This window comes from Aeromicrobium sp. P5_D10, assembly GCF_054049535.1.
Genome location: NZ_JBFUME010000001.1, coordinates 1 through 24,749, shown reverse-complemented (window position 1 = coordinate 24,749; position 24,749 = coordinate 1). Strand labels below are relative to the sequence as shown.

Annotated in this window: 23 protein-coding genes and 1 riboswitch; of the genes, 11 read left to right on the top strand and 12 right to left on the bottom strand. The window is 65.0% G+C overall.

The window, feature by feature from the left end; all coding sequences use genetic code 11:
* Positions 1–15 precede the first annotated feature (15 nt).
* From ACXJKC_RS00115 to ACXJKC_RS00085, 7 genes are all read right to left on the bottom strand, one after another.
* Positions 16–516: an alternate-type signal peptide domain-containing protein gene (locus ACXJKC_RS00115; RefSeq protein WP_456694628.1), complete on the bottom strand. Its 501-nt coding sequence runs from the start codon at positions 514–516 to the stop codon at positions 16–18.
* Between the two features lie 270 nt (positions 517–786).
* Positions 787–1,683 (bottom strand): pyridoxal 5'-phosphate synthase lyase subunit PdxS, encoded by an 897-nt coding sequence (pdxS, locus tag ACXJKC_RS00110; protein WP_456694627.1) that lies wholly within the window; start codon positions 1,681–1,683, stop codon positions 787–789.
* 96 nt (positions 1,684–1,779) lie between these two features.
* Complete coding sequence (locus ACXJKC_RS00105) at positions 1,780–3,444, bottom strand: FAD-dependent oxidoreductase (RefSeq protein WP_456694626.1); 1,665 nt, start codon at positions 3,442–3,444, stop codon at positions 1,780–1,782.
* A 2-nt stretch (positions 3,445–3,446) separates the two neighbouring features.
* Entirely contained in the window at positions 3,447–4,472 is a 1,026-nt protein-coding gene (locus ACXJKC_RS00100; RefSeq protein WP_456694625.1) for an AurF N-oxygenase family protein, read from the bottom strand.
* A 67-nt stretch (positions 4,473–4,539) separates the two neighbouring features.
* A complete protein-coding gene (locus ACXJKC_RS00095; RefSeq protein WP_456694624.1) occupies positions 4,540–5,649 on the bottom strand; it encodes a GGDEF domain-containing protein in 1,110 nt (369 codons plus the stop codon).
* Between the two features lie 10 nt (positions 5,650–5,659).
* Positions 5,660–6,304, bottom strand: a complete 645-nt coding sequence (gene pgsA, locus ACXJKC_RS00090; RefSeq protein WP_456694623.1) for a phosphatidylinositol phosphate synthase — start codon at positions 6,302–6,304, stop codon at positions 5,660–5,662.
* A 5-nt stretch (positions 6,305–6,309) separates the two neighbouring features.
* Complete coding sequence (locus ACXJKC_RS00085; protein WP_456694622.1) at positions 6,310–6,858, bottom strand: HIT family protein; 549 nt, start codon at positions 6,856–6,858, stop codon at positions 6,310–6,312.
* 73 nt (positions 6,859–6,931) lie between these two features.
* On the opposite strand from ACXJKC_RS00085, the gene ACXJKC_RS00080 reads away from it, so the two are divergent.
* A complete protein-coding gene (locus ACXJKC_RS00080; protein WP_456694621.1) occupies positions 6,932–7,672 on the top strand; it encodes a hypothetical protein in 741 nt (246 codons plus the stop codon).
* Between the two features lie 7 nt (positions 7,673–7,679).
* On the opposite strand, the gene thrS is transcribed toward ACXJKC_RS00080, so the two are convergent.
* Complete coding sequence (thrS, locus tag ACXJKC_RS00075; protein ID WP_456694936.1) at positions 7,680–9,662, bottom strand: threonine--tRNA ligase; 1,983 nt, start codon at positions 9,660–9,662, stop codon at positions 7,680–7,682.
* A 181-nt stretch (positions 9,663–9,843) separates the two neighbouring features.
* Here thrS and ACXJKC_RS00070 point away from each other — a divergent pair, with 181 nt between their 5' ends.
* Positions 9,844–10,503 (top strand): DUF305 domain-containing protein, encoded by a 660-nt coding sequence (locus ACXJKC_RS00070; RefSeq protein ID WP_456694620.1) that lies wholly within the window; start codon positions 9,844–9,846, stop codon positions 10,501–10,503.
* Here ACXJKC_RS00070 and ACXJKC_RS00065 read toward each other — a convergent pair.
* A complete protein-coding gene (locus ACXJKC_RS00065; RefSeq protein ID WP_456694619.1) occupies positions 10,481–12,193 on the bottom strand; it encodes an FAD-dependent oxidoreductase in 1,713 nt (570 codons plus the stop codon). The two genes, ACXJKC_RS00070 and ACXJKC_RS00065, sit on opposite strands and share 23 nt — an antisense overlap.
* A 55-nt stretch (positions 12,194–12,248) precedes the next feature.
* On the opposite strand from ACXJKC_RS00065, the gene ACXJKC_RS00060 reads away from it, so the two are divergent.
* The 3 genes from ACXJKC_RS00060 to ACXJKC_RS00050 are packed head-to-tail and all read left to right on the top strand — an operon-like array spanning position 12,249 to position 14,871.
* Positions 12,249–12,830 carry a TetR/AcrR family transcriptional regulator gene (locus tag ACXJKC_RS00060; RefSeq protein ID WP_456694618.1) on the top strand — a complete coding sequence of 194 codons (582 nt, stop codon included), beginning with the start codon at positions 12,249–12,251 and terminating at the stop codon, positions 12,828–12,830.
* Positions 12,827–14,269, top strand: coding sequence for a flavin-containing monooxygenase (locus ACXJKC_RS00055; protein ID WP_456694617.1), 1,443 nt, complete (start codon positions 12,827–12,829; stop codon positions 14,267–14,269). Before ACXJKC_RS00060 ends, ACXJKC_RS00055 begins: the two co-directional genes overlap by 4 nt.
* Positions 14,260–14,871 carry a hypothetical protein gene (locus ACXJKC_RS00050; RefSeq protein ID WP_456694616.1) on the top strand — a complete coding sequence of 204 codons (612 nt, stop codon included), beginning with the start codon at positions 14,260–14,262 and terminating at the stop codon, positions 14,869–14,871. Before ACXJKC_RS00055 ends, ACXJKC_RS00050 begins: the two co-directional genes overlap by 10 nt.
* Before the next feature lie 11 nt (positions 14,872–14,882).
* Here the strand turns inward: ACXJKC_RS00050 and cobA are convergent, their stop codons facing one another.
* The gene (cobA, locus tag ACXJKC_RS00045) at positions 14,883–15,623 is read right to left on the bottom strand and encodes a uroporphyrinogen-III C-methyltransferase (RefSeq protein ID WP_456694935.1); all 741 of its coding nucleotides are present in this window, start codon (positions 15,621–15,623) and stop codon (positions 14,883–14,885) included.
* A 109-nt stretch (positions 15,624–15,732) separates the two neighbouring features.
* Positions 15,733–15,861, top strand: a riboswitch (cobalamin riboswitch).
* Positions 15,862–15,899: 38 nt separating this feature from the next.
* Between cobA and cobN the strand changes: the two genes are divergently transcribed.
* The 5 genes from cobN to ACXJKC_RS00020 are packed head-to-tail and all read left to right on the top strand — an operon-like array spanning position 15,900 to position 23,119.
* The gene (gene cobN, locus ACXJKC_RS00040) at positions 15,900–19,520 is read left to right on the top strand and encodes a cobaltochelatase subunit CobN (RefSeq protein WP_456694615.1); all 3,621 of its coding nucleotides are present in this window, start codon (positions 15,900–15,902) and stop codon (positions 19,518–19,520) included.
* Positions 19,517–20,233: a precorrin-6A synthase (deacetylating) gene (cobF, locus tag ACXJKC_RS00035; RefSeq protein ID WP_456694614.1), complete on the top strand. Its 717-nt coding sequence runs from the start codon at positions 19,517–19,519 to the stop codon at positions 20,231–20,233. The genes cobN and cobF overlap by 4 nt, the downstream gene beginning before the upstream one ends.
* On the top strand, positions 20,230–21,708 hold the full coding sequence (locus ACXJKC_RS00030) for a cobyric acid synthase (protein ID WP_456694613.1): 1,479 nt from the start codon (positions 20,230–20,232) through the stop codon (positions 21,706–21,708). The genes cobF and ACXJKC_RS00030 overlap by 4 nt, the downstream gene beginning before the upstream one ends.
* Positions 21,705–22,424, top strand: a complete 720-nt coding sequence (locus tag ACXJKC_RS00025) for a cobalt-precorrin-6A reductase (RefSeq protein WP_456694612.1) — start codon at positions 21,705–21,707, stop codon at positions 22,422–22,424. Before ACXJKC_RS00030 ends, ACXJKC_RS00025 begins: the two co-directional genes overlap by 4 nt.
* A complete protein-coding gene (locus ACXJKC_RS00020; protein ID WP_456694611.1) occupies positions 22,421–23,119 on the top strand; it encodes a (2Fe-2S) ferredoxin domain-containing protein in 699 nt (232 codons plus the stop codon). The genes ACXJKC_RS00025 and ACXJKC_RS00020 overlap by 4 nt, the downstream gene beginning before the upstream one ends.
* Here the strand turns inward: ACXJKC_RS00020 and ACXJKC_RS00015 are convergent.
* Both ACXJKC_RS00015 and ACXJKC_RS00010 read right to left on the bottom strand, forming a co-directional pair.
* Positions 23,102–23,917, bottom strand: a complete 816-nt coding sequence (locus ACXJKC_RS00015) for a CbtA family protein (RefSeq protein WP_456694610.1) — start codon at positions 23,915–23,917, stop codon at positions 23,102–23,104. The genes ACXJKC_RS00020 and ACXJKC_RS00015 overlap by 18 nt on opposite strands.
* Positions 23,918–24,012: 95 nt before the next feature.
* A complete protein-coding gene (locus ACXJKC_RS00010; protein WP_456694609.1) occupies positions 24,013–24,231 on the bottom strand; it encodes a CbtB domain-containing protein in 219 nt (72 codons plus the stop codon).
* A gap of 312 nt (positions 24,232–24,543) precedes the next feature.
* Here ACXJKC_RS00010 and ACXJKC_RS00005 point away from each other — a divergent pair.
* On the top strand, positions 24,544–24,749 hold a 206-nt coding region (locus ACXJKC_RS00005), incomplete at its 3' end, for a hypothetical protein (RefSeq protein ID WP_456694608.1).

Here is a 24,749-nt window from a genome sequence, read left to right as displayed (position 1 = left end):
GTCAGCGCGTATTCATCACGGATTGTGTGTCTGGGTCGCAGTGAGTTCGATGCCGTCGAGCGTTTGGGTAACGCCCTGAGAATCGTTCGTCGCTGCCGCACCGGCGAATGCTGCCGAGAGGGTCACGGTGACGTCGTGCACGCCAGGATCCGTGATCGGGGCGGCGGGTTCGGTGAGGGTCGAGGTGATGTCGACCTCGCCGTTGAACGCGGCCTCGACGGTTGCCACGGACGTGGGATCCAAGGCGACGGTCGCACCGATGTGGTCGCCCGTGAGCGTCAACGTCGCGGCGCACTCCTTGGTGATGGTGTCGCCGGGCACGATCGTGGTGATCGTGGCGAGACCCTCTTTCCAGGCTGCATCGCAGGTCACGGCGGACAGCGTCAAGGTTCCCGATGCGATGGCTCCGGCGTCGCCGTCCTTGCTGTCACTCCAATACGCCAGCGACCCGGCCCCGCCGAGAAGCAACACACCCGCGGCGGTTGCCGCGAATACTCCCTTTGTCGACTTCTTCATGATCTCTCCCAGTCATGATCCCCCCGTAACCCCAACGGTGAGGGGGCTAGGACCTAAGTCCCTATCGGAATCATGACCCACCACTGTGACCCACAACACAGAACGACCAAAGATGGCCCGAAAGAACCACAAAGACGCCCCAACCAAAAAAGGTCAAGGCGCCAGTGGAGGCGAAGCGACGTCACCAAAAGGCCGAGCGAAGCGAGGCCAAGGGCCCGGGCGAAGCCCGGAGAGCGACGAGGTCGCGGGCGCGGCGAAGCCGCGCAGCCCTTACCAACCCCGTTCGGCCAACCGGTGCGGTTCGGGGATCTCTTCGACGTTGATGCCGACCATGGCTTCGCCGAGACCGCGGGAGACCTTGGCGATGACGTCGGGATCGTCGAAGAACGTCGTGGCCTTGACGACGGCCGCAGCACGTTCGGCCGGATTGCCGGACTTGAAGATGCCCGAGCCGACGAACACGCCCTCAGCACCCAGCTGCATCATCATGGCCGCATCGGCGGGCGTTGCGATGCCGCCTGCGGTGAACAGCACGACCGGGAGCTTGCCGGCTTCAGCGACTTCCTTGACCAGTTCGAACGGTGCCTGCAGTTCCTTGGCCGCGACGTACAACTCGTCCTCGGACAGCGACTGCAACCGGCGGATCTCGCCACCGATCTTGCGCATGTGCATCGTGGCGTTGGAGACGTCACCGGTGCCGGCTTCACCCTTGGAACGGATCATCGCCGCGCCCTCGGTGATACGGCGCAATGCCTCACCCAGGTTCGTGGCACCGCACACGAACGGCACGGTGAACTTCCACTTGTCGATGTGGTTGGTGTAGTCGGCCGGGGTCAGCACTTCGGACTCATCGATGTAGTCGACACCGAGCGACTGCAGCACCTGTGCCTCGACGAAGTGACCGATACGGGCCTTGGCCATGACCGGGATCGAGACCTGCTCGATGATCCCATCGATCAAATCGGGATCGGACATCCGAGCGACGCCGCCTTGGGAGCGGATGTCAGCCGGAACACGCTCGAGGGCCATAACGGCGACAGCGCCCGCGTCCTCGGCGATCTTGGCCTGCTCAGCGTTGACGACGTCCATGATCACGCCGCCCTTGAGCATCTCTGCCATGCCCCGCTTGACGCGAGACGTGCCGACCGTAGTTGCTTCGTTGCTCACTAGCAATGTCCTTCTTCATGTCACCCGGAATGTCGGGCTCAAGTCTACCCCCGGGGTAGCCGCGAGATTCGGCCGGACACATTGCGGACATATGTGTCAGCGGCGCGCAAATCCCCGGCGTCTGCGGCGTGGCGTGTACTCCCGAGTAGCTTGCTCCACGAGGTCGGTCAGCCGAACCAGCTTGCGTCGTGGACGTCCGGTCCGTGTTCCCTCCGCGCGCTCGGCCAGATCGATCGCACGCCAGCCGTCGACGTCGATGACCTGGGCCACCTGCGACCGCACAAGAGCCGTCAGCTGGGCCGAAGAGCGTTGCGGAACTTGCAGGAGTCCGGCATTGAAGTCGGTCACGAGATGATCGACCGTCTCCTGAGCGCACGTCTTGTTGGTTCCGATGAATCCGCTGGGACCGCGTTTGATCCACCCGACGACATAGGTGCCGGTACGGCCTTGCACGCGTCCGCCTTCATGGGGTACGACAGCTGCGGACTCGTCGAACGGCAGATCGGGCAATGGCACGCCGCGGTAGCCGATCGAACGCAGCACCAGCCCTGCTGTGATCTGATGGGTCTCCCCCGTGTCCACCGGCCGAATGACGCCATCGGAAGCAACCAGTTCATTGCGGCCGATCGTCAGGCCCTCGACCTGCGACTCTCCGACGATCGACACCGGCGATGACGCGAACCGGAACACGATCCGGCGGGCTCCCTGACGAACCGGACGCGAGGCGGCCGATCGCAACACCGAGATCTTGAGGGCCGTCATCGGATCATCGACGGGCTCGATCAACTGATCTCCCTCGACCACGATCTCGATATCGTCGCGGGCCATCAGACCGATCAGTTCCGGCAGGGTGAACGCGGCCTGGGCGGCTCCACGACGTCCGAGCAGCACGATCTCGCGGACTGCACTCGTACGCAGGGCGTCCAGCGCGTGATCTGCGATATCCGTGCTGGCGAGGTCCGATGGGTCTGTCGCCAAGATGCGAGCGACGTCGAGAGCGACATTGCCGTTGCCCACGATCACGACGCGTTCGGTGCTCAGGTCGAATTCTTGACCGGCATGGTCGGGATGTCCGTTGTACCAAGCCACGAATGCCGTCGCGGTCGAGCTTCCGGGCAGGTCCTCACCCGGGATGTCGAGCCGCCTGTCCTGCGAGGCGCCGGTCGCGTAGACGACGGCGTGGTGGTGCGCCGCGAGCTGCTCGTGGCTGATCTCGGTACCTACCTCGACGTTCAGGAAGTAGGAGAATCCGTCCTGGTCCTCGATCTGGCGGAACAGGCCTTCGACCTGTTTGGTTGTCTGATGGTCCGGCGCGACCCCTGCACGCACGAGTCCGTGCGGCGTGGGCAACCGGTCGAATACGTTGACCTGCGAGCCGGGCCTCTTGAGCAGCTCATCTGCCGCGTACAGAGCCGCCGGCCCGGAACCGACGATCGCGACCCGCAACGGCTCTGGCCGGCTCGCGGCGATGATCGGCGTCACGGGAGCCTGTGGTGGGTAGTCACGCGGCTCGGCGTGGAACAGTGCGTTGATGTCGACGAACGGCAGTTGCGCCTCGGTCAGCTTGCCGGCCGGCGCGATGGCACCCACCGGGCAGGCCGTGACGCATGCGCCGCAATCGACACACGAGACCGGATCGATGTACAGCATCTCGGCCAGACCGAAGTCGGCCTCGTCAGGTGTCGGGTGAATCGCGTTGACCGGGCAGGCGAAGACACACGACCCGTCGCCACAGCACGACTGGGTCACGACATGCGTCATGGTCAGTCCTGGATCGCGAAGGCCACCGGCGGCTCGCTGCGGTAGCGCGAAGACCTGCCGTCGATACGGCAGAGCTTCCACATCATCCGAGCCAGACGGCTCTTGCGCAGCCCGGCCTGATCGGCCAGCATCCGGACGTCGCCGAACAGCTCCTGCAGGCGCTCACGCGATTCGGGCGCGCGCCAGTACAGGTCCTTCATGACGCTGCGCGGAATACCGAATTCCTTGCGGAATGCCTTGGACGGCACCATGATCACATCGCACAGGACCCGCATGATGACCGGGAACAGCAGCGACATGATGAACTTGTCGCCGCGGCTGAGACTCGGCGCATGCCGACGGATGTAGTGATGCGCGAACGAGATGTGCCGCGCTTCTTCGGCGACGTGGATCTCCATGATCCGCGACAACACCGGGGGCAGCTCCTTGCCACTGCGCAAGATGCCCTTCTGGGTGTGATCGATCGGCTCCTCGCCGGCCAGGACGCCGATGAAGAATGCATACGGCACCGCAGACCCGGCCCAAGGCAGGATCGTGGCGACCCGGCGCATCAGCCACGGCATGCCCTTGACCGGGGCGCCGATCCGGTTGACCGTCTCCTGGAACATCTGGGTGTGGTGGCACTCCTCAGTGGCCTCGTGGGTCAGGTAGCGGTATTCGGGCGACCCGTTCGGGAGGGTGAAGACGTACTGCATGATGCCGCGGATCAGGATGTTCTCGAACTGCAGACCGACCTTCAAGATATTGGCCTGCCGCCACTGCCCGATCTCGATCTGGCGCTCCAAGGACTGCGATTGGTACCACGGGTGCGCGCCCAACGGGTCGACGTCCGTGGGCAGCACCCACCTCGGATCGTCGGACCGGACTTGGAAGTCAGGGTGGTCCCAGTCGATGTCGATGAACGCATCGAAGTGGCGGTCGACCGAGGCTTGTGACAGCCCCTGCAAGATCTCGTGATATTCCTCCGGCGTGACGTCGACCGGAATATCAGGCAGCTCGGCGTGCGGTTGATCCAGCGTCTGAGACATCGAGAACTCCTCGGTACGGCTTGGCAGTACTGCAAGCATGGACCATACCGAGGGTATGTGTCAACGTCTATGTGCCATTGACAATGTCATATAGATCTGCCGGGCCCTCGACGGCGTTGCCGCCAGCCTGTTTGGCGATGTACATCGCGTGATCGGCGGCCCGAATAAGGCCACTGATCACGTCGTGAGCGACTCTCTCGTCGGAGCCGCCCATGGGCCGCGCCGCCACACCGATACTGACTGTGACAGCGACAGGAGCACCACCAGCGGCGGACTCTCGTCTCACTCGTTCAGCCCACTCCGACACATCGGCCTGATTCAAACGAGCAATGACCGTGAACTCTTCACCACCCGTACGCGCCACGACATCGGACGATCTGGCCGCAGCCTCCAACCGTTCGCCCAGACGGCGAAGCACCAGGTCGCCCATATCGTGACCGAAGGTGTCATTGACCTGTTTGAACTTGTCGACGTCGATCACGAGCACAGCGACGGTGTCTCCCAACTCCGGGTCCGCGAGCACCGCATTGGCCCGGACGTACATGCCGCGCCGGTTCAACCTGCCGGTCAGCGGATCGTGCAAGGCATCGTGCGCCGTGTACTCGGCCGCAGAGCGCATCGTCTCGATGATGTACTGAATAAGTACCGGCAGGAACACGACCACGACAAAAGCCGGCGTGTAGTAGGCGAACAGAGCGCTGAAGCTGAAATGGTCGGTCACGATCGCGTCGACGATGAAGACCCCGAGGACGGCAGTGGCGAACATACAGTGAGCCGCGAGAATCCACCGGCCCAGCAGAAATCCTGCGAAGACCCCGATGACCGCGAATTCGGTTGATCCGCACAACCGCGCCACCGGACTCACGTACGACCACAGCACGGCCGCCATCGCCACATCGGCCCAGACCACAAAACCGATCGCGCCCCAGTGCCCCGGCCAAGGCATGCACCACCAGAGCAGACCGACCACAACTGCTGACAGACAGCACCCGGCGACGGTCCAGCGCTCGAGCGGAGTGTCAGGGCCGGTGCTGAGAAACTGCATCGTCATGCCCAACAAGGCGATGGCGAAACACAGCACCGCGATGGCACGAGCAAGTGGCCTGTCGACTCCCGATGTCCTCAAGGTGTCGGTCAAGAAGCGATAGGTCGTTGCGCTGTCCTCGACCGGATTCACCTCAGCAGTGTCACACGCTCGTATGACCTTCCGGGGGTTCTATCGTTTGTTTGTAGACCATGATGAGTCGCTGGAAGACCGTGATGAGGCTTGCGAGAGCCAACGCCCACAGTGTGATTTCGCGCAGGAACGGCATGTCGAGCAGACCCGCGAATCCCGTCATGACCAGGATCGACACCAGCCGGTCCGACCGTTCGGCGATTCCGCCCTTGGCCGTCATCCCGAGCGACTCGGCGCGTGCGCGCGCGTACGACGTGAGGTTGCCCAGCACCAGACATGCGAAGCTCAGCCAGAGATAGATGCGCGGATCGCCGAGATCGGCCTTCGCGTCCGACGTCGTGTAGTACAGCATGATGCCACCGAACACGGCAGCGTCACCGACCCGATCGAGCGTCGAGTCGAGGAATGCCCCCCACTTCGACGTCGTGCCCAGCTTGCGCGCCATGTAGCCGTCCATGATGTCGCTGAACACGAAGGCTGTGACAACCATGACGCCGATGAAGAACTGACCACGTGGAAAGAACCACAAGGCGCCGGCACTGACGCCGATCGTGCCGACGACCGTGACCTGGTTGGGGGTGATCCCCATGCGCAGAAACAGGTCAGCAAGAGGCGACCAGACATTGGTCCAGAATTGGCGAAAACGTTCGAGCATGGCTTCTATGACTCCTTGGGCCAGGCGGCCGCGAGCATTTCACGGGTGTCGCCGAGCATTTGCGGCATGGTCTTGGTGTGCCCGATGACGGGCATGAAGTTGGCGTCGCCGCCCCAGCGGGGAACGATGTGTTGGTGTAGATGGGCCGCGATTCCGGCACCGGCGGCATCGCCCTGGTTCATCCCCAGGTTGAAGCCGTGCGGACTCGTGACGGTACGCATGACCCGCATCGCTGTCTTGGTGAGGTCGGCGATCTCCGCAGTCTCCTCGTCTGACAGCTCTGTGTAGTCGGCCACATGCCGGTACGGGCAGACGAGTAGGTGTCCGGCGTTGTAGGGATACAGATTCAGCACGGCGTACGAGACGGTGCCGCGGTGGACGATGAGGCCCTCGGCGTCGTCCATCGCAGGGATGCGGCAGAACGGGCAATCGGCCTCGGCCGAGGATTCGGGTTTGTTCTCACCCTTGATATAGACGATCCGATGCGGAGTCCACAGGCGCTCGAAGGCGTCGGGCTCCCCCGCGCCGGCCTGGTACTGCTGCTCGTCAGTCACCCGAGCAAGCCTAGTGTGTGCCTCTGATGGACGACCGCGCCCCGCCGGACACGTCGTGTAGTTGACTTGCCCCATGAGCATGCAGCGACCGCCGACGTCCGCAGAACGTCTTGCCGCCCGCCAGAGCGCGTCGGCGTCGACGGCCATGCAGCTGATTGTTCTCTTCATATGCGTTATCGGCGCCGCGGTCATCGCGGGCGTCCTGGGTCATGTCACCCAGCTTTCCAATCCCATCTGGGTACTGCCCGTCATCGTCTCGGGCTTCGCATGCTTCCTCGGGCTGCTGGCGACCACGTCCTGGAGTATGCGCTCTCGCATGGGCCTGTCGCCGGCGCCACGAATCACCGGTGGCATCTATCTCGCCGCTGCGCTGCTGACTGGCGGCTTGGTGGCGTGGGCCTCCGAAACTCCCCTGCTGGCACACGTGATCCCGCTTACTCTGGCGGGAGCGGTCGCTGCCTTGACGGTGCTCGGACGCATGCGGCGACGTGCCTCCACCGCCCGGGTCGATCGCTTGCAAAGCGGTGCCCACGTCGTCGGCACCGTCACCGACGACGGGCTGGCCCCGTTCGCCGTCTCCCCCAACATCAAACTCGCAACTGTCACGGTCTCGTTCCGCGACTACAGCGGTGCCACCCGATGGGTCACCGCTCCGGCGATTCAGTCCCCCAGCCGGTTGATCGCGGTCGGCGATCAGGTGGACGTGTGGTTCGACTCGGCCGACCCGGGCAATATCGCCAAGATCCTCGTCCGTCACGACAACGGGGTTTCCCGCATCGCGCCCGGCCAGGTCGGCACGGGCGCGAAGCGGTAGCGCACAGTCAGACCTGGACGCGGGTCTCGATCGCCTCGACGATGCGGGCCACGGCGTCATCGAGTGCGACGCCGTTCTCCTGGTCGCCGCTGCGATAGCGGAACGAGATCGCGCCTGCCTCGACGTCGTTGTCGCCCGCGATCAGCATGAACGGGACCTTCTGAGTCTGCGCATTGCGGATCTTCTTCTGCATACGCTCGTCGGAGTCGTCGACCTCGACACGGATTCCCAGTGTCTTGAGTCGCTTGGCGAGCTCATACAGGTAGTCGGCGTGCCGTTCTGCGACCGGAATACCCACAACTTGCACAGGTGCCAGCCACGGAGGGAACGCACCGGCGTAGTGCTCGACGAGGACGCCCATGAACCGCTCGATCGAACCGAATTTGGCCGCGTGGATCATGACCGGTTGCTGGCGAGTCCCGTCAGCAGCCACATATTCGAGGTTGAACCGCTCGGTCGACGGCATGTTGAAGTCGTACTGAACCGTCGACATCTGCCAGGTGCGGCCGATCGCGTCGCGAGCCTGTACCGACACCTTGGGACCGTAGTAGGCGGCGCCACCCGGATCAGGTACGAGTTCGAGGCCGGTCTCGAGACAGACATCTTCCAGAACCTGGGTCGCCAGCGCCCAGTCCTCGTCCGAGCCGATGAACTTGTCGGGCTTGGAGTCGTCCCGGGTCGACAGCTCGAGGTAGAAGTCGTCCATCCCGAAGTCGCGCAGAAGGCTCAGCACGAAGTTGAGCAGATGCCTGATCTCGCCGGGTGCCTGCTCAGGCGTCACATACGAGTGCGAATCATCTTGTGCGAACCCGCGGACACGGGTCAGACCGTGGATGACGCCGGACTTCTCGTTGCGGTACACATGGCCGAACTCGAACAACCGCAGCGGCAACTCACGATAGGAGCGCTGGCGCGACCGGAAGATCAGGTTGTGCATCGGGCAGTTCATCGCTTTGAGGCGATAGTCCTGGCCGTCGACGTCGAGCGCCGGAAACATGCCTTCGCCGTAGTACGGCAGGTGACCTGAGGTGTAGAACAGACCCTCCTTGGCGATGTGAGGGGTGCCGACGTACTCGAAACCCTCCTCGATGTGCCGGCGGCGGACGTAGTCCTCCATCTCCCGCTTGATCACACCACCCTTCGGGTGGAACACCGGCAGGCCGGAGCCGATCTCGTCGGGGAAGCTGTAGAGATCGAGCTCGGTGCCGAGGCGACGGTGATCGCGGCGCTGGGCCTCCTCGATCCGGAGCAGATGCTCGTCGAGAGCTTCCTTGGTCTCCCAGGCGGTTCCGTAGATCCGCTGAAGCTGCTTGTTGTTCTCGTTTCCGCGCCAGTAGGCGGCGGCCGAACGCATCAGTTTGAACGCCGGGATGCGCTTGGTGGTCGGCAGGTGCGGACCACGGCACAGATCGCCCCAGACCGCAGACCCATCGCGCTTGAGGTTGTCGTAGATCGACAATCCGCCCTCGCCGACCTCGACACCGGCACCTTCGGCAGCGTCGCCTGCGGTGCTCTTCAGTCCGATCAGCTCGAGCTTGTAGGGCTCGTCGGCGAGTTCGGCGCGCGCCTCGTCGTCGGTGACCTCGCGGCGGTCGAACTTCTGGCCCTCCTTGACGATCTTCTTCATCCGCGCCTCGATCTTGACGAGGTCTTCGGGGACGAAGGGCTCGTCGACATCGAAGTCGTAATAGAAGCCATCGGTGATCGGCGGGCCGATACCGAGCTTGGCTTGCGGGAACAGCTCCTGCACGGCCTGAGCCATGACATGAGCCGTCGAGTGGCGCAGGATGTCGCGCCCGTCAGCGGAGTCGATCGCGACACCTTCGACGTCGTCGCCGTCGTTGAGTTCGTACGCGAGGTCTTTGAGATCCCCGCCGACGCGGGCAGCGATGATCTCGGGGCTGTCGGCGAAGAGCTGCCAGGCCTTCGTGCCCTTCTCGACGGATCGTGACTCAGGCCCTGAATCTGGCGGAGTGACGGCGATCTGGATGTCGGACACGTTGCAATCCTCATTCTGTTTCGACGCGCCCTACGGATGGCGCGTACTGCTCGGAGGCAGCCTACGCCAGGCAGGTGCACCGATGACATGCCGTCTTGTTGATCCGGCCCGCGCGACCCTTTCGGGTGGCAGAGTCGTGGTGTCACATCCCGGCACCCCGAAAAGGACTCGCATGTCGCCGCGTCGCTACTTCATCGTCCCACTCATCACCCTGGTGACCTGCTTGCTGCTCACCGCATGCGGCGGTGGCTCCGACGAAAAGGTCGTGAACATCGGTGGCGCGACTGTGGCGCCAACGACAGTCGAACGTCCGTGGGGCACGGTCAAGACCTTCCCGAAGCTGAAGAAGGCGGAGTCGCCCAGCAGCGCTGACGTGCGTTTCGCCAGTGATATGGCCATGCACCACCAACAAGCCATCGAGCTCAGCGACATCCTGCTGGGTCACGAAAAGGCCGATGAGAGGATCGCCGCCTCGGCGCGATTCATCAAGCAGGACCAGTCCCGCGAAATCGGTGTCATGCAGGCCTGGCTGGAGGCATGGGGCGAATCATCCGGCGCCGACTCCCACGGTGATCACGGCATGTCGTCGATGCCGGGCATGGTGGCGCAGGAGAAGGTCGATGAGTTCGCCGCGATGGACTGGAAGAACGGTCAGATCGAGTTCTTGCGACTCATGGTCGAACATCATCAAGGTGCTGTCGACATGTCGAAGGATTACCTGGCCGATGCGGAGAATTCCTTCACGCGAAGCATCGCCCAGCACATCATCCGCGAGCAGATGGTCGAGATCTCCTATATGAACAACATCGTCAAGGAGCTCGCGGCGGGATAGGCGGCACGGGGAGCAACAGCGCTGCCGATGCGCCCGCGGGAACGGCGGGATTGGCTGGTGCGACTGCATCGATCCGTCGGTAGGGCCTACCCAGCTCCGGCCGCTGATCCAGGGTCCCCTTGTTGGGCCACAATGCCATCGCGCGTTCTGACTGAGCGGTGATCGTCAGCGATGGATTGACGCCGAGATTGGCTGTGATCGTCGAGCCATCGCTGATGTGCAGGCCCTTGTAGCCGAAGATCCGCTGGTACGGATCCACGACACCGGTGGACGTCGACTCACCGATGACGCAACCGCCGATGAAATGTGCCGTCAGCGGAACCCCGACCAGCTCACCGGTCGAGCTGCCTGGGTGCCCGCCGATTCGGTCGGCGATGTCCTTGGCGACCCGGTCGGCGACCGGAATGTACGCCGGATTGGGTTGCCCCACACCCTGGCGGCTGGTCATCTTGTGCCCGAACAGGCCGCGTTTGGTGAACGTCGTGATCGAGTTGTCGAGGGACTGCATCACGAGCACGACGATCGACTGCTCGGCCCAGCGACGCGGCACATGCAACCGCACCGTGCCGCGCAGGCCCAGCAGCCGGTAGCCACGCAGCACGGCGCGCAGCCGGCCGCCGGGCCCTGGACGATCGGGCAATGCCATGTTCATCAGCGACAGCGCGCTGGAACCACGCCCGTACCGGACGGGTTCGACGTGGGTGTCGGCATCCGGGTGGAAGGAGGAGGTGATCGCGACTCCAGGTGTGTAATCGGCGCGGGGATCCGCCGACCTGGCCGACAGAACAGCCTCGGAGTTGGTGCGACTCAGCTCGCCGATGCGATCGGAGAGCCGCGGCAACGAGGTGCGCTTCAAGGTGTGCAGGAGTTCTTGGGTGTTGAGCGCATTGCCTGCGAAGACGATCTGCTCAGCCGTGAAGGTCCGGCGACGCAGCGCATTGCCCGTCCGATGAGTGTGGACCGTGTAACCGTCCGATCCGCGAGGGCGCACATCCGTGACGGTCGTCATGGCATGCACGCGTGCCCCCGCCCCCTCAGCCAGATGAAGATAGTTCTTGACCAAGGTGTTCTTCGCATTGTGACGGCACCCCGTCATACAAGCCCCGCAGTCGATGCAGGCGCGCCGTGTGGGCCCGGCGCCGCCGAAGAACGGGTCAGCGACCTCCTGTCCCGGCTCGATACCGTGACTCTCGCCGAACAGCACACCGACATCCGCCGCGTGGAACGTGTCTTCGACGCCGTAGTCCTTTGCGAGCGCCGCCATGAGTTCGTCGGCCGGTGTCACCCCGGGATAGGTCGTGACACCGAGCATCTTCTTGGCCTGGGCGTAGTGCGGCGCGAGCTCCGCCTTCCAGTCGGTGATGTGCGCCCACTGCTGGTCGTCGTAGAACGCGTCGAGCGGTTCATACAGCGTGTTGGCGTAGACGAGCGACCCGCCCCCGACGCCGGTGCCGCTGGCGATCAGGACGTCCTTGAGGAGCGTCAACCGCATGATGCCGAAGCAACGTGCCCACGGCGCCCAGAGGTACCGCCGCGCCTGCCACGACGTCTTCGGTAGCTGGTCGTCGGTGAAACGGCGCCCCATCTCGAGCACCCCGACGCGGTACCCCTTCTCTGTGAGGCGGAGCGCCGCAACACTGCCACCGAAGCCGGAACCCACCACGAGAACGTCATAGTCGTACTTCGTCATGGCTGCACCCTACGACCTTGTTGACACTCTGCCAATAGCCCGCAACACTCAGGACGTGAACGCGATCCGGCAACGCCTTGCCCCTGCCGCCCGGCGACAGCAGATCATCGATGCCGCCGGGGTGCTCTACAGCGACCGCCCATATGCCGATGTGTCGACGGCAGAGCTGGCGAACGCGGCCGGGGTGGCCCGTGGATTGATCAACCACTATTTCGGCGACAAGCGTGAGCTGTTCCTCGAAGTCATGCGCGGCTCGATCCTGATGCCTGAAGCCGCTCTACCTGACTTCCACGGTCGACCGATCGAAGAACGCGCGCGACTCACGATGGACTGGATCCTCGAGGCAGCCACGACCTACGGACAGGCCTGGATCGCGGCGAGCGGCGCTGCCAACCTGCATGGCGCATCCGATGTGCAGGCGATCGTCGACGAAGCCGATGACCGCGCCGCACGGCTCGTACTAGATGCCTTGGGCCTGCCCGACACCCCACACCTGCGTGCAAGGCTTCGTCCCGTCGCTGCGCTGACCAAAGCCGTATGTCGCGAATGGCTGCAACGCGGTACCTACACGAGGGACGAGGCGCTCGACCTGCTGACCGACAGTGTTCTGCTGTTCGCCCAGAAAGGGACCACATGACATCCATCGGGATCATCGGATCCGGCTTCGGCGCACTCGCCGTCGCGATCGAACTGCGCCGCGCCGGCCATGGCGACCTGCGGCTGTGGGAGCGCGCGGACAGCATCGGCGGAGTCTGGCGCGACAACACCTATCCGGGTGCCGCGTGCGATGTGCCGTCCCCGCTGTACTCGTTGTCCTATGAACCGAATCCCGACTGGTCGTACCGGTACGCCCGTCAGCCCGAGATCTTGGCCTACCTGCGCTCGACGGCCGACAAGTACGGCATCACGCCGCTCGTGCAACTGGGTCGCACCGTGGTGGCCGCGCACTTCGACGAGGACGCATCGAACTGGACCGTCCGGTTCGACGACGGTTCCGCACAGACCGTTGACCTCCTGGTCAGTGCCGTGGGACAGCTGTCGCAGCCCGTCCTTCCACCGATCCCCGGCATCGAGACGTTCGCCGGCGCCACCTTCCACTCAGCGCGCTGGGATCACAGCGTTGATCTGACCGGCAAGAAGGTCGCCGTGGTCGGCACCGGTGCCAGCGCTATCCAGTTCATCCCGGAGCTAACCGAGCAGGCCGCAGAGCTCGTAGTGTTCCAGCGATCGGCTTCGTACATCGTGCCGAAGCCCGACCAGTCGTACGGTCCGCGGTATCGCGCGGGCATGCGGCATATCCCGGGCATGCTCAAGGGCGAACGGGCCACGTTCTGGGGAGTCGCCGAACAGTTCTCCCGCGGTCTCGACGACGGCACGGTTGCAGGCAAGACCATCAAGACCATCGCTCTCACACATCTGTCAGCCAAGATCAAAGACCCCGTCCTGCGGGCCAAACTCACCCCTGACTACCCCGTGGGCTGCAAACGGATCCTGTTCGCCAATACCTATTACCCCGCGATCGCGAAACCCCATGTCGACTTGGTGACCGATGCGATCACGCAAATCACACCCACCGGCGTCGTGACCTCGAACGGCTCCGTCCACGACGTCGATGTCATCATCTACGCGACCGGCTTCGACACCCAGGAGTTCCTCGAGCCGATCGACATCACCGGCGTAGGCGGCCAGAAGCTCTCCGCACAATGGACCGATGGCGCTCGCGCGTATCTCGGCATCTACGTGCCGAACTTCCCCAACTTGTTCCTGTCGTACGGCCCCAACACCAATCTCGGCGGTGGTTCGATCATCTACATGCTTGAGGCGCAGGCCCGTCACATGCGTCAGAGTCTGGATCACCTGCGGAACCATCGGCATCGATCGGTCGAGGTGACCGAAGCAGCCGAGGAGGCGTACGACCGTGAGATCCAGGCCCGCCTCGGACGTTCGGTGTGGTCGCACTGCAACAGCTGGTATCGCCACGCATCGGGCCGGATCACGTCCAATTGGCCGGGTTCCACGCATCCCTATGCCAAACGGACCAGGACACTGCAGCCGGAGGCCTTCGCATGGCGGTGAACAGCTTTCCGGCCGAGCCGTGGGATCTGCACGGGCATGCCTACATCGGCATCTGGCTCATACCGCGTCAAGACCTGCCACGGCCGCACTCGGCGGCCACCGTACCCGTGACGATATTCGGTCGTGGCATCGTCTCTGCCGCGTTCTTCGTCTATGAGCAACCGAGCCCCCTGACGTACGACGAGGTCATGTCGACAGTCGTGGTACGTGACGGATGGCGGCTGCGGATCTCGATCACCCATATCTGGGTCAACAGTCCCGCCTCCCGCGACGGCGGCCGTGCTCTCTGGGCGATTCCGAAGGAACTTGCCGACTTCGAAGTCTCCCCACATGCCTCCTACGTGGCCAAGGACATCGGCTCACTGCAGATCGGACGAATCCGGCGGCTGCCGTTCGCGCTCCCCCTCGGATTCCGTATCGCCCAGGATCGGCGAGGAAGTCTGAAGGTCTCGCGCGTCCGCGGACGTATCCGGATGGGTTCGGGCCGGGCCGTCTGGCGATTCGCCGACGACGGTCCGCTGCGATTCCTGAGCGGACGCCGCCCCATGCTGACGCTGGCGGCGAAGCCCTTCCATCTGCTGTTCGGCAGCAGGACGGTGTAGCTCACACCGAGTCAGCGGGTCTGCGTCGACTGTCCGGCAAGCGCCGCAACGGCACCGATGACGATCACGGCCGGCGGTTCGACCTGTTCTCGCTCCATCGTGACGCGCACCTCGTCCAGCGTCGTGAGAATCGTCCGTTCCGATGGGAGGCTGCCATCGCAGATCAATGCGACGGGCGTCTCCGCTCCCATCCCGCCGGCCGTCAGCGCATCGGCGATGTGACCCGCGTTGGCTACACCCATCAAGACGATGATCGTGCCGCCGACGGAAGCCAGAGCCGACCAATCGGTCAGGCTCGACGGATGCCCCGGAGGCACGTGACCCGACACGACCGTGAAACCGTGGACCAAGCCACGATGGGTTGCCGGGATTCCGGCCAGCGCCGGAACCGCGACCGCCGAAGACAGACCCGGAACGACCCTGACCGGAACGCCTGCCTCACGGCAGGCATGAAGCTCCTCGAAACCGCGCCCGAACACGTAACCGTCGCCGCCTTTGAGCCGGACGACTCGCAATCCCTGCTTCGCGCGATCGATCAGCAGCTCATTGATCGCCTCCTGCGGAGTCGTCCGTCCGCGAGGGAACTTGGCCACATCGAGGACTTCGACGCCGGGACGCAACTGCTCCAGCAACGCCAAGGGGGCCAGGTGATCGGCCACCACGACATCGGCGGCCATGAGGGCCTTCAGGCCTGCGACCGTGATCAGTTCGGGGTCGCCGGGCCCGCCGCCCACCAACGTGACACCCGCCATTCCGGGCTCTCCTGCCGCAGGAAGATCGGGCGTCGACAACGTCAAACCAAGCATTGCCCCATTGTCGCCTGCGGCTCGGACGTGACCGGCAACCAGGGCGTCCGACGGCCACCGCTGGTTCTCCCGTAGTCTTCGAGTACGCCCGTGGCGCAGGAACCCGGTGACAATCCGGGGCGGTTCCGCCACTGTGACATCCGACAGGATGAAGCCAGACACTGTTCACGGGACGGTCCGACCAATTGATGGGGCGAGAACCCCTAGGAGGAGCCCGGCACCATGGCCGAGTCGTCTACACGTATTGCCCTGCTGTCCACGTCCGACACCGACTTGCTCTCCGCACGCGCGTCGGGAGCCGACTACCTGTACGCCAACCCATCCCGACCGAACCACACCGAGATGGCCGAGGCCCTCGAGAAGGCCGACCTGATCGTCGCCCGCATCCTCGGCTCCCCGCAGGACCTGTGCTCGGGCTTCTGGCGCATCCGCGACCTCGGCAAGCCGATCGTGGTACTCGGCGGCGAGCAGACCCCGAGCGCCGAGCTGATGGAGCAGTCGACCGTCCCGATCGGCGTCGCGGCCGACGCGCACGTCTACCTCGCCGAGGGCGGCCCAGCCAACCTCGCGCAGCTGCACGCCTTCTTGTCCGACACCGTCCTGCTGACGGGCGTAGGCTTCGAGCCGCCGGCGACGCTGCCCGAGTTTGGGGTGGCCGAGCGCCCGGCCAAGCCGGCGGACCTGCCGCGAATCGGGGTCTTGTATTACCGGGCGCACGAGGCGTCCGGTAACAGCGGCTTCGCGCACTCGCTCGCCGACGCGATCGACGCGACCGGCGAGGCCGCCGGCGTCCCGATCTTCAGCTCATCCCTCCGCGCGGCCCCCGACGCCCTCTTCGACGAGCTGGCGAAGCTCGACGCCCTGATCGTCACGGTGCTCGCGGCGGGCGGCACCAAGCCCGGCACCGTCAGCGCCGGTGGTGACGACGAGTCGTGGGACGTCGCGCGGATGAAGGCGCTCGACATCCCGATCCTGCAGGGTCTGTGCCTGACATCGAGCCGCGAGGACTGGGAGGAGTCCGACGACGGCGTGACGCCACTCGACTCGGCCAACCAGATCGCGATCCCCGAGTTCGACGGACGCATCATCACTGCGCCGTTCTCGTTCAAGGAGATCGATGAGGACGGGCTGCCCCGCTACGTCGCGCACGACGAGCGCAGCGCCCGCGTGGCCGGCATCGCGATCGCCCACGCCCGCCTGCGCCACCTGCCGGCCGCCGACAAGAAGATCGTGCTGATGCTGTCGGCCTACCCGACCAAGCACAGCCGCGTCGGCAACGCCGTCGGCCTCGACACCCCTGCGTCGACGATCCGCCTGCTGCGCGCGATGCGCGACGCCGGCTACGACCTCGGCGCTCCTGGCGATGTGCCCGGCCTCGAGATGGACGACCTGACCGAGGCCGGCGATGCGCTGATCCACGCGCTCATCGCGGCTGGCGGCCAGGACGAGGAGTGGCTCACACAGGTGCAGCTCAACGAGAGCCACGTCCGTATCCCGGCCGCGCAGTATGCCGAGTGGTTCGAGAACTTCCACCCCGACCTGCGCGACGCGATGCTCGAGGCGTGGGGGCCCGCGCCCGGCAAGCTGTTCGTGAATGATGAACAGGAAATCGTCCTCGCCACGATCCGCGCCGGCAACGTCATCCTGATGATCCAGCCGCCCCGCGGCTACGGCGAGAACCCCGTCGCGATCTACCACGATCCCGACATGGCGCCGTCGCACCACTACCTCGCCGCGTACCGGTGGGTGGAAGAGTCGTTCGGCGCCCACGCCGTCGTCCACCTCGGCAAGCACGGCTCGATGGAGTGGCTGCCGGGCAAGAACGCGGCGCTATCGGCCGCGTGCGGCACCGACGCCGCGATCGGCAACCTGCCGCTGATCTATCCGTTCCTCGTCAACGACCCGGGCGAGGGCGCGCAGGCCAAGCGACGCGCGCACGCCACGATCGTCGACCACCTGATCCCGCCGATGGCGCGCGCCGAGAGCTACGGCGACATCGCCAAGCTCGAGCAGCTGCTCGACGAGTACGCCAACATCGCGGCGATGGACCCGGCCAAGCTGCCGGCGATCCGCTCGCAGATCTGGACCCACATGCGTGCCGCCGAGATGCACCGCGACCTGGGGCTCGACGACATCCCGGACGAGGACGACTTCGACGACTTCATCTTCAACGTCGACGGTTGGCTGTGCGAGATCAAGGACGCGCAGATCCGCGACGGCCTGCATGTCCTCGGGCAGGCGCCGTCAGGAGAGGCGCGGGTCAACCTCGTGCTCTCGATCCTGCGCGCCAGCCAGATCTGGGGCGGCGAGACTGGAGCCGTCCCGGGCCTGCGCTCGGCGCTCGGGCTCAAGGAGGGCGACCCTTCGACAGGCTCAGGACGAGCGGCGTTGGTGGAGATCGACGAGATCGAGGAGCAGGCCCGCGAGCTGGTGCTCGCCATGGAAAAGGAACAATGGTCACCTTCAGTGGCCAGGACTCTGCATGACAGCCCAGATGTGGTCCAGGTGCTTGAGTTCGCCGCGACCGAGGTCGTCCCGCGCCTGGCGAAGACCACCGACGAGCTCGACCACGTGCTGCACGCCCTCGATGGCGGCTTCATCCCGGCCGGACCGTCGGGCTCGCCGCTGCGCGGACTCGTCAACGTCCTGCCGACGGGTCGCAACTTCTACACCGTCGACCCCAAGGCCGTCCCGTCGCGCCTCGCGTGGGAGACCGGACGCGCGATGGCCGACTCACTGATCGAGCGGCACCTGCACGACACCGGCGAGTACCCACGCTCGGTCGGCCTGTCGGTCTGGGGCACGTCGGCCATGCGGACGTCCGGCGACGACATCGCCGAAGTGCTCGCACTGATCGGCGTCGAGCCCGAGTGGGACCCGGCCTCCAGGCGGGTCAACGGCCTGCGCATCGTCCCGCTCGACGAGCTGGGGCGCCCCCGCATCGACGTCACGGTACGTATCTCGGGCTTCTTCCGCGACGCGTTCCCGCACGTCATCTCGATCCTCGACGACGCGATCCGCCAGGTCGCCGAGCTCGACGAGCCCGACGACCGCAACTACGTCCGCAAGCACTACTTGGCCGACTATGACGTTCACCAAGACAAGCGACGTGCAACTGTCCGCATCTTCGGTTCGAAGCCCGGCTCGTACGGCGCGGGCATCCTGCAGGTCATCGAGGCCGGCAATTGGAAGAACGACGACGACCTCGCCGACGTCTACACGGCTTGGGGCGGCTTCGCCTACGGTCGCGACCTCGACGGCGCCCCGGCGGCCGACGACATGCGCGCCAACTACCGGCGCATCGCGGTCGCGGCCAAGAACATCGACACCCGCGAGCATGACATCGCCGACTCGGACGACTACTTCCAGTATCACGGCGGCATGATCGCGACGGTGCGCGCGCTGACGGGTAGCGACCCCAAGGCGTACGTCGGCGACTCGACGTCGCCCGACGCCGTCCGCACCCGCACGCTGCAGGAGGAGACGACCCGGGTGTTCCGCGCCCGCGTCGTCAACCCGCGGTGGATCGGTGCGATGCAGCGCCACGGCTACAAGGGTGCGTTCGAGCTGGCCGCGACGGTCGACTACCTGTTCGGCTTCGACGCCACGACGGGCGTCGTGCACGACTGGATGTACGAGACGCTCGCGAAGGAGTACGTGCTCGACGAGACCAACCAGCAGTTCCTTCGCAAATCCAACCCGTGGGCCTTGCGCGGCATCGTCGAACGTCTGCACGAGGCCGCCGATCGTGGCCTGTGGGCCGAGCCCAATCCTGAAACCCTTGAGGCGATGCAGGCGGTGTACCTCGACGTCGAGGGCGACCTGGAGGACCGCGGACAGTGAAGGTGCTCATCGCCGGGGTCGGCATGGGACTGCAGCATGTGACGGGAGAGGTCGCCGAGGCCTTGGCCGGAGCCAACTACGTCATCGCTGCCACCAAGGGTCCGGACGACGGGCTGCTGGCGGCACGCCGGGTCATCGCGGATCACTTCGGACTCGATCTCGTCGCGGTGACCGATCCTGAACGCGACCGGCGTGATCCGGCGGACTATCCCGGCGCTGTGAAGGCGTGGCACGAGGCGCGAGTTGTGGCGTACGAGCAGGTGCTTCGTGCCCGCGAAGGCACTGCGGCGTTCCTGGTGTGGGGCGATCCCTCGCTGTACGACTCGACGATCCGCATCGTCGAGCAACTGGCCTCGCGGATGCCGCTGGAGTACGAGGTGCTGCCCGGAATCTCCGCGCCGCAACTGCTGGCTGCTCGCCACAAGATGGTGCTGCATCCGGTCGGATCCCCCGTCCACGTCACGACCGCGCGACGTCTACGTGAGGCGATCGAAGCTGGTCAGACCAATATCGCCGTCATGTTGAGCGCGTCACTTGATCTGGCTGGCCTCGACGACTGGACGATTTGGTGGGGCGCGAATCTCGGCACCTCATCGGAGGAACTGGTTCATGGCCGAGTGGCTGACGCGCTGTCCTCGATCGAGCAAGCACGCGGACGGGCGAAGAAGTCGGCCGGTTGGGTCATGGACGTCTACCTGTTGCGGGCTCCGTGAGCGGGCTGCTGGTCGCCGGCACCACTTCGGACGCCGGGAAGAGCATCGTGACCACGGCTCTGTGCCGGGCAATCGCACGTCGCGGAGTGCGGGTCGCGCCGTACAAAGCGCAGAACATGTCGAACAACTCGATGGTGTGTGTCGACGCCGCGGGCGTGCATGCCGAAATCGGCCGGGCACAGTGGGTGCAGGCCTTGGCAGCCGGAGCAGCGCCTGAACCCGCCATGAACCCGGTCCTGCTCAAACCCGGCAGCGACCGACGAAGCCATGTCGTGGTCATGGGGCAGCCTGCTGGCGAAGTCTCGTCCTCCGACTGGACCACTGGGCGAAGGCACCTCGCTGAGGCGGCTCACGACGCTTTCGATGATCTGGCTTCCAGGTACGACCTTGTGATCGCCGAAGGTGCCGGTAGCCCGGCCGAGATCAATCTGCGCGACGGCGACTACGTCAACATGGGGCTGGCCCAGCACGCCCAACTGCCCACGATCGTCGTCGGTGACATCGACCGAGGCGGCGTCTTCGCGGCGATGTTCGGCACCCTCGCATTGCTGTCGGCCAGCGACCAACGACTCATCGCAGGATTCGTGGTCAATAAGTTCCGCGGCGACCAGAGCCTCCTGCAACCGGGGATCGACGCGCTTGAGCGCCTGGCAGGACGACCGATCTTCGGCGTACTCCCATGGGACCAGCATCTGTGGCTGGATTCGGAGGATGCGCTCGACCTCGAAAGCCGCCGCAACACCGGAACGCAGGCCCGCAAGGTCGCGGTCATCCGGCTCCCGCGCATCAGCAACTTCACCGACGTCGATGCATTGGGGCTCGAGCCTGGCCTGGACGTCACGTTCGCGACAGATCCACGTGATCTCGGCGATGCCGATCTGATCGTGCTGCCCGGCACGCGGGCGACGATTGCCGATCTCGCCTGGCTGCGCGCTCGCGGCCTCGACCGTGCGTTGATCGATCACGCACGACGGGGTCGACCGCTGCTCGGCATCTGCGGAGGCTTTCAAATGCTCGGCCACAGCATTGCGGATCCGGTGGGTGTTGAGGGTGAACCGGGAGCGGTCGTCCAGGGCCTCGGACTGCTCGACGTCCGCACGGAGTTCGGCAGCGACAAAGTCCTGCGGCTCCCCACCGGCGACGCGCTCGGTGCACCGGCCAGCGGGTACGAGATCCATCACGGCCGGATCACGGTCGGTGGTGATGAACCGTTCCTCGGCGGAGCGCGGTCGGATCAGGTCTTCGGCACGATGTGGCACGGCAGCCTTGAAGGCGACCAGTTCCGTCGCGCATTCCTCGCTGAGGCGTTGGCCGTCGAGCCCTCCTGTGTCTCGTTCCCGGCTGCCCGGGAATCTCGGCTCGACCGGCTCGGTGATCTCGCGGAGCAGCATCTCGACGTCGAAGCGCTGTTGTTGCTGGCCCGTAACGGAGCGCCGACCGATCTGTCGACCGTGCAGATCGGTCTGAGTCGATGAGGGTCCTGCTCCTGGGCGGCACCGGCGAGGCACGTGCGCTGGCCCGGCGGCTGGTCGATCTCGGCATCGACGTGACGACCTCGTTGGCCGGCCGAGTCAACGACCCGACGCTGCCCGTCGGGGCGGTGCGGATCGGCGGATTCGGCGGCGTCGAGGGGCTCCGCGAGGCGGCGGCCGACTTCGACGTCGTGGTTGATGCGACCCACCCCTTCGCCCGCGGAATAAGTGCCAATGCCGCAGCGGCCTGCACCGAGGTCCCGCTCCTGCGCTTCCAACGTCCGGCATGGCCGGTCGATCCTCGCTGGCGCTATGTCGCATCCCACGAGGAAGCAGCCAATCTTGCGGCGGTCGTGGGACGTCGACCCTTTCTCACGGTGGGACGGCAGGAACTCGCCCGGTTCACGACTGCTCTGGCCGCACACGCCGTGCTCGCCAGAGTCGTGGATGCGCCGGACCTAGACGTGCCTTCTAGCTGGACGATTCTGGCGAGTCGCGGCCCGTACGCCGTCGACGGCGAGCTTGAGGTCATGACGAAGCATCGCGCGGACGTCCTGATCACCAAGGATTCCGGCGGAGCGCTGACCTGGCCCAAGATGGAAGTGGCCGGAAGGCTCGACATCCCGGTCATCGTCGTCGAGCGCCCGGCGTCAGATCCCGCAGTGACCGCAGTCGACAACCTCGACGACGCCGTGGCTTGGATCGAGTCGCACCGATGAGCGCTCTGCTGCTCGTCGGCATGTCTGCCAGCGACGTCGACCGTCGCGAAGAATTGCAGCAGGCTGCACAGGACCTGCAACCAGGTGCCAGTATCGCCTTCTTGCAGATGGCAGATCCTTCGCTGTCACGTGAGCTCACGCGGTTGGCCGACGAGCAGGTCGACCGCATCACGCTTGTCGGGGTCAACCTCGGGACTCTTGGCCCGGCGCACTCATGGCTGCGCAGGGTCGCCGGCCATTGGTGGCGGGAACGGACCGGTCTCCGTCCCGTTGTCGATGTCAGCACACGTCTCGCCAAGAGCCTCGACGAGATCCGGATCGTGCTGCCTGCCGTCAAGCCCATCGCCGGGACCGAGGCTCCACTGACGTCGCAAGCCTGGGACGAGGTGCCCCGGCACCGCCATCAGGTGCTGGTGTGCCGGGGACCTCGTTGCACAGCACGCGGATCCGATGCGACGGCACGAGCACTCGACGTCGAGCTCAAAGACCGAGGTCTGGGCGACGACGACGTTCTCGTGACCCAGACGGGCTGCCTGTTCCCGTGCAATCATGCGCCTGTGGTCAGCGTGCAGCCAGATGACACCTGGTACGGAGCGGTCGATCCTGAGGTCGTGTGCCGGATAGTCACCGAACACCTGATCGCGGACCGACCGCTCGAAGCCCGTCGGCTCAGTCGGTCACAGGCTCGCAGCTAGCTCGCGTCGCGCGGCCTTCGCCAGATCTGCGGCGTACAGACGAGAGATCAGACCCGTCAGTACGACGCCGAGTACGCCCCACATCGTGGCGAGGGTGAACAGCGAGCCGCGACGGAAGAACCACAGTGTGTCGGCCGGGAAGTCGCCGATCTCGTTGACCGTCGAGAACAACTGACCCGCGACGACCATCACGACCAGATAGACCGCGATACCCGCTACGACTGCGGCGTAGGTGCCGATTCGGTCACGCAGCTTCACCGCCAAATAGGTTGTGACGGCTGCGGCGAGGATCGAGACCAGAAGGAATCCGAAGTACAGGCCGGTACGCTCGCCGATCGTATCGCCGCTGCCCACCGCAGGCGGTGTTGACGGATACTTCAGGAACGGCACCAAGGCGACCGAGACAAAGCCGATCAGCGCGATCAACGAGGTCGACTGCCCCGGCATCATCCGGCCGAGACGACCGACGACCGCCGCCGAAACGAGAGCAGCGAGTCCACCCAGGGCAATCCCCACCGACAACGTGCCGGTCAGCAGGCCCCACGTGCGCTGATTGTGACGCGAGACTTCTGTGCCACTGTCTTCGTCGCCGTGCGAGTGGGTATGGGCGGCTGCTTCGTCGCCGTGCTCGTGATCGGCCGCTGCAGCTTCGTCGGTCGGCGCCTCGGCTCCTGACGCCTCCAGCGAGATGGCCTTCTCCACGTGAGGTTCGCCGACCTGATAGGCCACGAAGAAGGCCGCCAGACCGGCGATGAGTCCGGCCAGCAGGCCGCGTACTAGAAAAGCGCGTGCATTCATATGAGTGTGTTCCGTTCGGGTGGTGCCGTCGCGCCTCCCTTTTCGGGCAGCCGAAAACGACACGAGATCCAGTGGGTGTTGGGGCGAAACGAACGTCAGTGGCAGGGGAAGCCGAGCAGATGACGTCCGTCGTGAACCCATTCGTGGATCGCATTACCTGACGGGATGGAGATAGCGCCCTGGTCGGCACTGATGAAGAAGATCACCAGCACCGCGAGCAGCCCGAACAGCGCGGCCCATGGGGCCAGCTCCCGCATCGGGACGGTGGGAAGTGAAGGGGCGCCAGACAGTGGCGCCGCAGAGATTTGCGACATGTGTCCTCCTCGGGGATACGTGCGTCCCCGCTTGATGGGTTGGACGAACACTCGGGTCTGACTCCGCAGCCAACGGCTGCGTCACAGTAGCGCGACTGTGCCGGAATCTCACCGGCTTCCTTGCATTCGTTGTGCCTGACTCTAGTGGATGACGGTCGCATCCGTCGTGTGATTCTCGTCCTGCGTGACGGATGATTTCCCGCAGGACGAGTCTCGTTGTGGACAACCTCTGTGTGCTGGATTTGGGGTGTCGGTGGTGGTGTTTAGGCTTTGAGGTGAGTCGAAAACCCTTCCAATTCCAGGAGCTACTGCATGATCATCGAGCAGTTGTCGTCGTTGATCGATGATGCTGCCGTGTGTGAGCCCTGGAGGTTGACCGGCCGTGAGCTACGCGAGGTCGCAGTCGCACTACAAAAGACCCGCACCAGCTTGGACGCTTTGATGTCACGGATCGCCGGAAGCGCCGAAGGCATGGGACTACCTGGCGATGATGGTGCCACCTCCACCACGGTGTGGTT

Coding starts and splice junctions, on each gene's coding strand:
- ACXJKC_RS00080 (WP_456694621.1), top strand. CDS start 6,932: ATGAGCATGCAGCGACCGCCGACGTCCGCAGAACGTCTTGCCGCCCGC.
- ACXJKC_RS00055 (WP_456694617.1), top strand. CDS start 12,827: ATGACATCCATCGGGATCATCGGATCCGGCTTCGGCGCACTCGCCGTC.
- ACXJKC_RS00070 (WP_456694620.1), top strand. CDS start 9,844: ATGTCGCCGCGTCGCTACTTCATCGTCCCACTCATCACCCTGGTGACC.
- ACXJKC_RS00065 (WP_456694619.1), bottom strand. CDS start 12,193: ATGACGAAGTACGACTATGACGTTCTCGTGGTGGGTTCCGGCTTCGGT.
- ACXJKC_RS00100 (WP_456694625.1), bottom strand. CDS start 4,472: ATGTCTCAGACGCTGGATCAACCGCACGCCGAGCTGCCTGATATTCCG.
- cobA (WP_456694935.1), bottom strand. CDS start 15,623: ATGGCGGGTGTCACGTTGGTGGGCGGCGGGCCCGGCGACCCCGAACTG.
- ACXJKC_RS00015 (WP_456694610.1), bottom strand. CDS start 23,917: ATGAATGCACGCGCTTTTCTAGTACGCGGCCTGCTGGCCGGACTCATC.
- ACXJKC_RS00020 (WP_456694611.1), top strand. CDS start 22,421: ATGAGCGCTCTGCTGCTCGTCGGCATGTCTGCCAGCGACGTCGACCGT.
- cobN (WP_456694615.1), top strand. CDS start 15,900: ATGGCCGAGTCGTCTACACGTATTGCCCTGCTGTCCACGTCCGACACC.
- ACXJKC_RS00010 (WP_456694609.1), bottom strand. CDS start 24,231: ATGTCGCAAATCTCTGCGGCGCCACTGTCTGGCGCCCCTTCACTTCCC.
- ACXJKC_RS00105 (WP_456694626.1), bottom strand. CDS start 3,444: ATGACGCATGTCGTGACCCAGTCGTGCTGTGGCGACGGGTCGTGTGTC.
- pgsA (WP_456694623.1), bottom strand. CDS start 6,304: ATGCTCGAACGTTTTCGCCAATTCTGGACCAATGTCTGGTCGCCTCTT.
- ACXJKC_RS00025 (WP_456694612.1), top strand. CDS start 21,705: ATGAGGGTCCTGCTCCTGGGCGGCACCGGCGAGGCACGTGCGCTGGCC.
- ACXJKC_RS00050 (WP_456694616.1), top strand. CDS start 14,260: ATGGCGGTGAACAGCTTTCCGGCCGAGCCGTGGGATCTGCACGGGCAT.
- ACXJKC_RS00115 (WP_456694628.1), bottom strand. CDS start 516: ATGAAGAAGTCGACAAAGGGAGTATTCGCGGCAACCGCCGCGGGTGTG.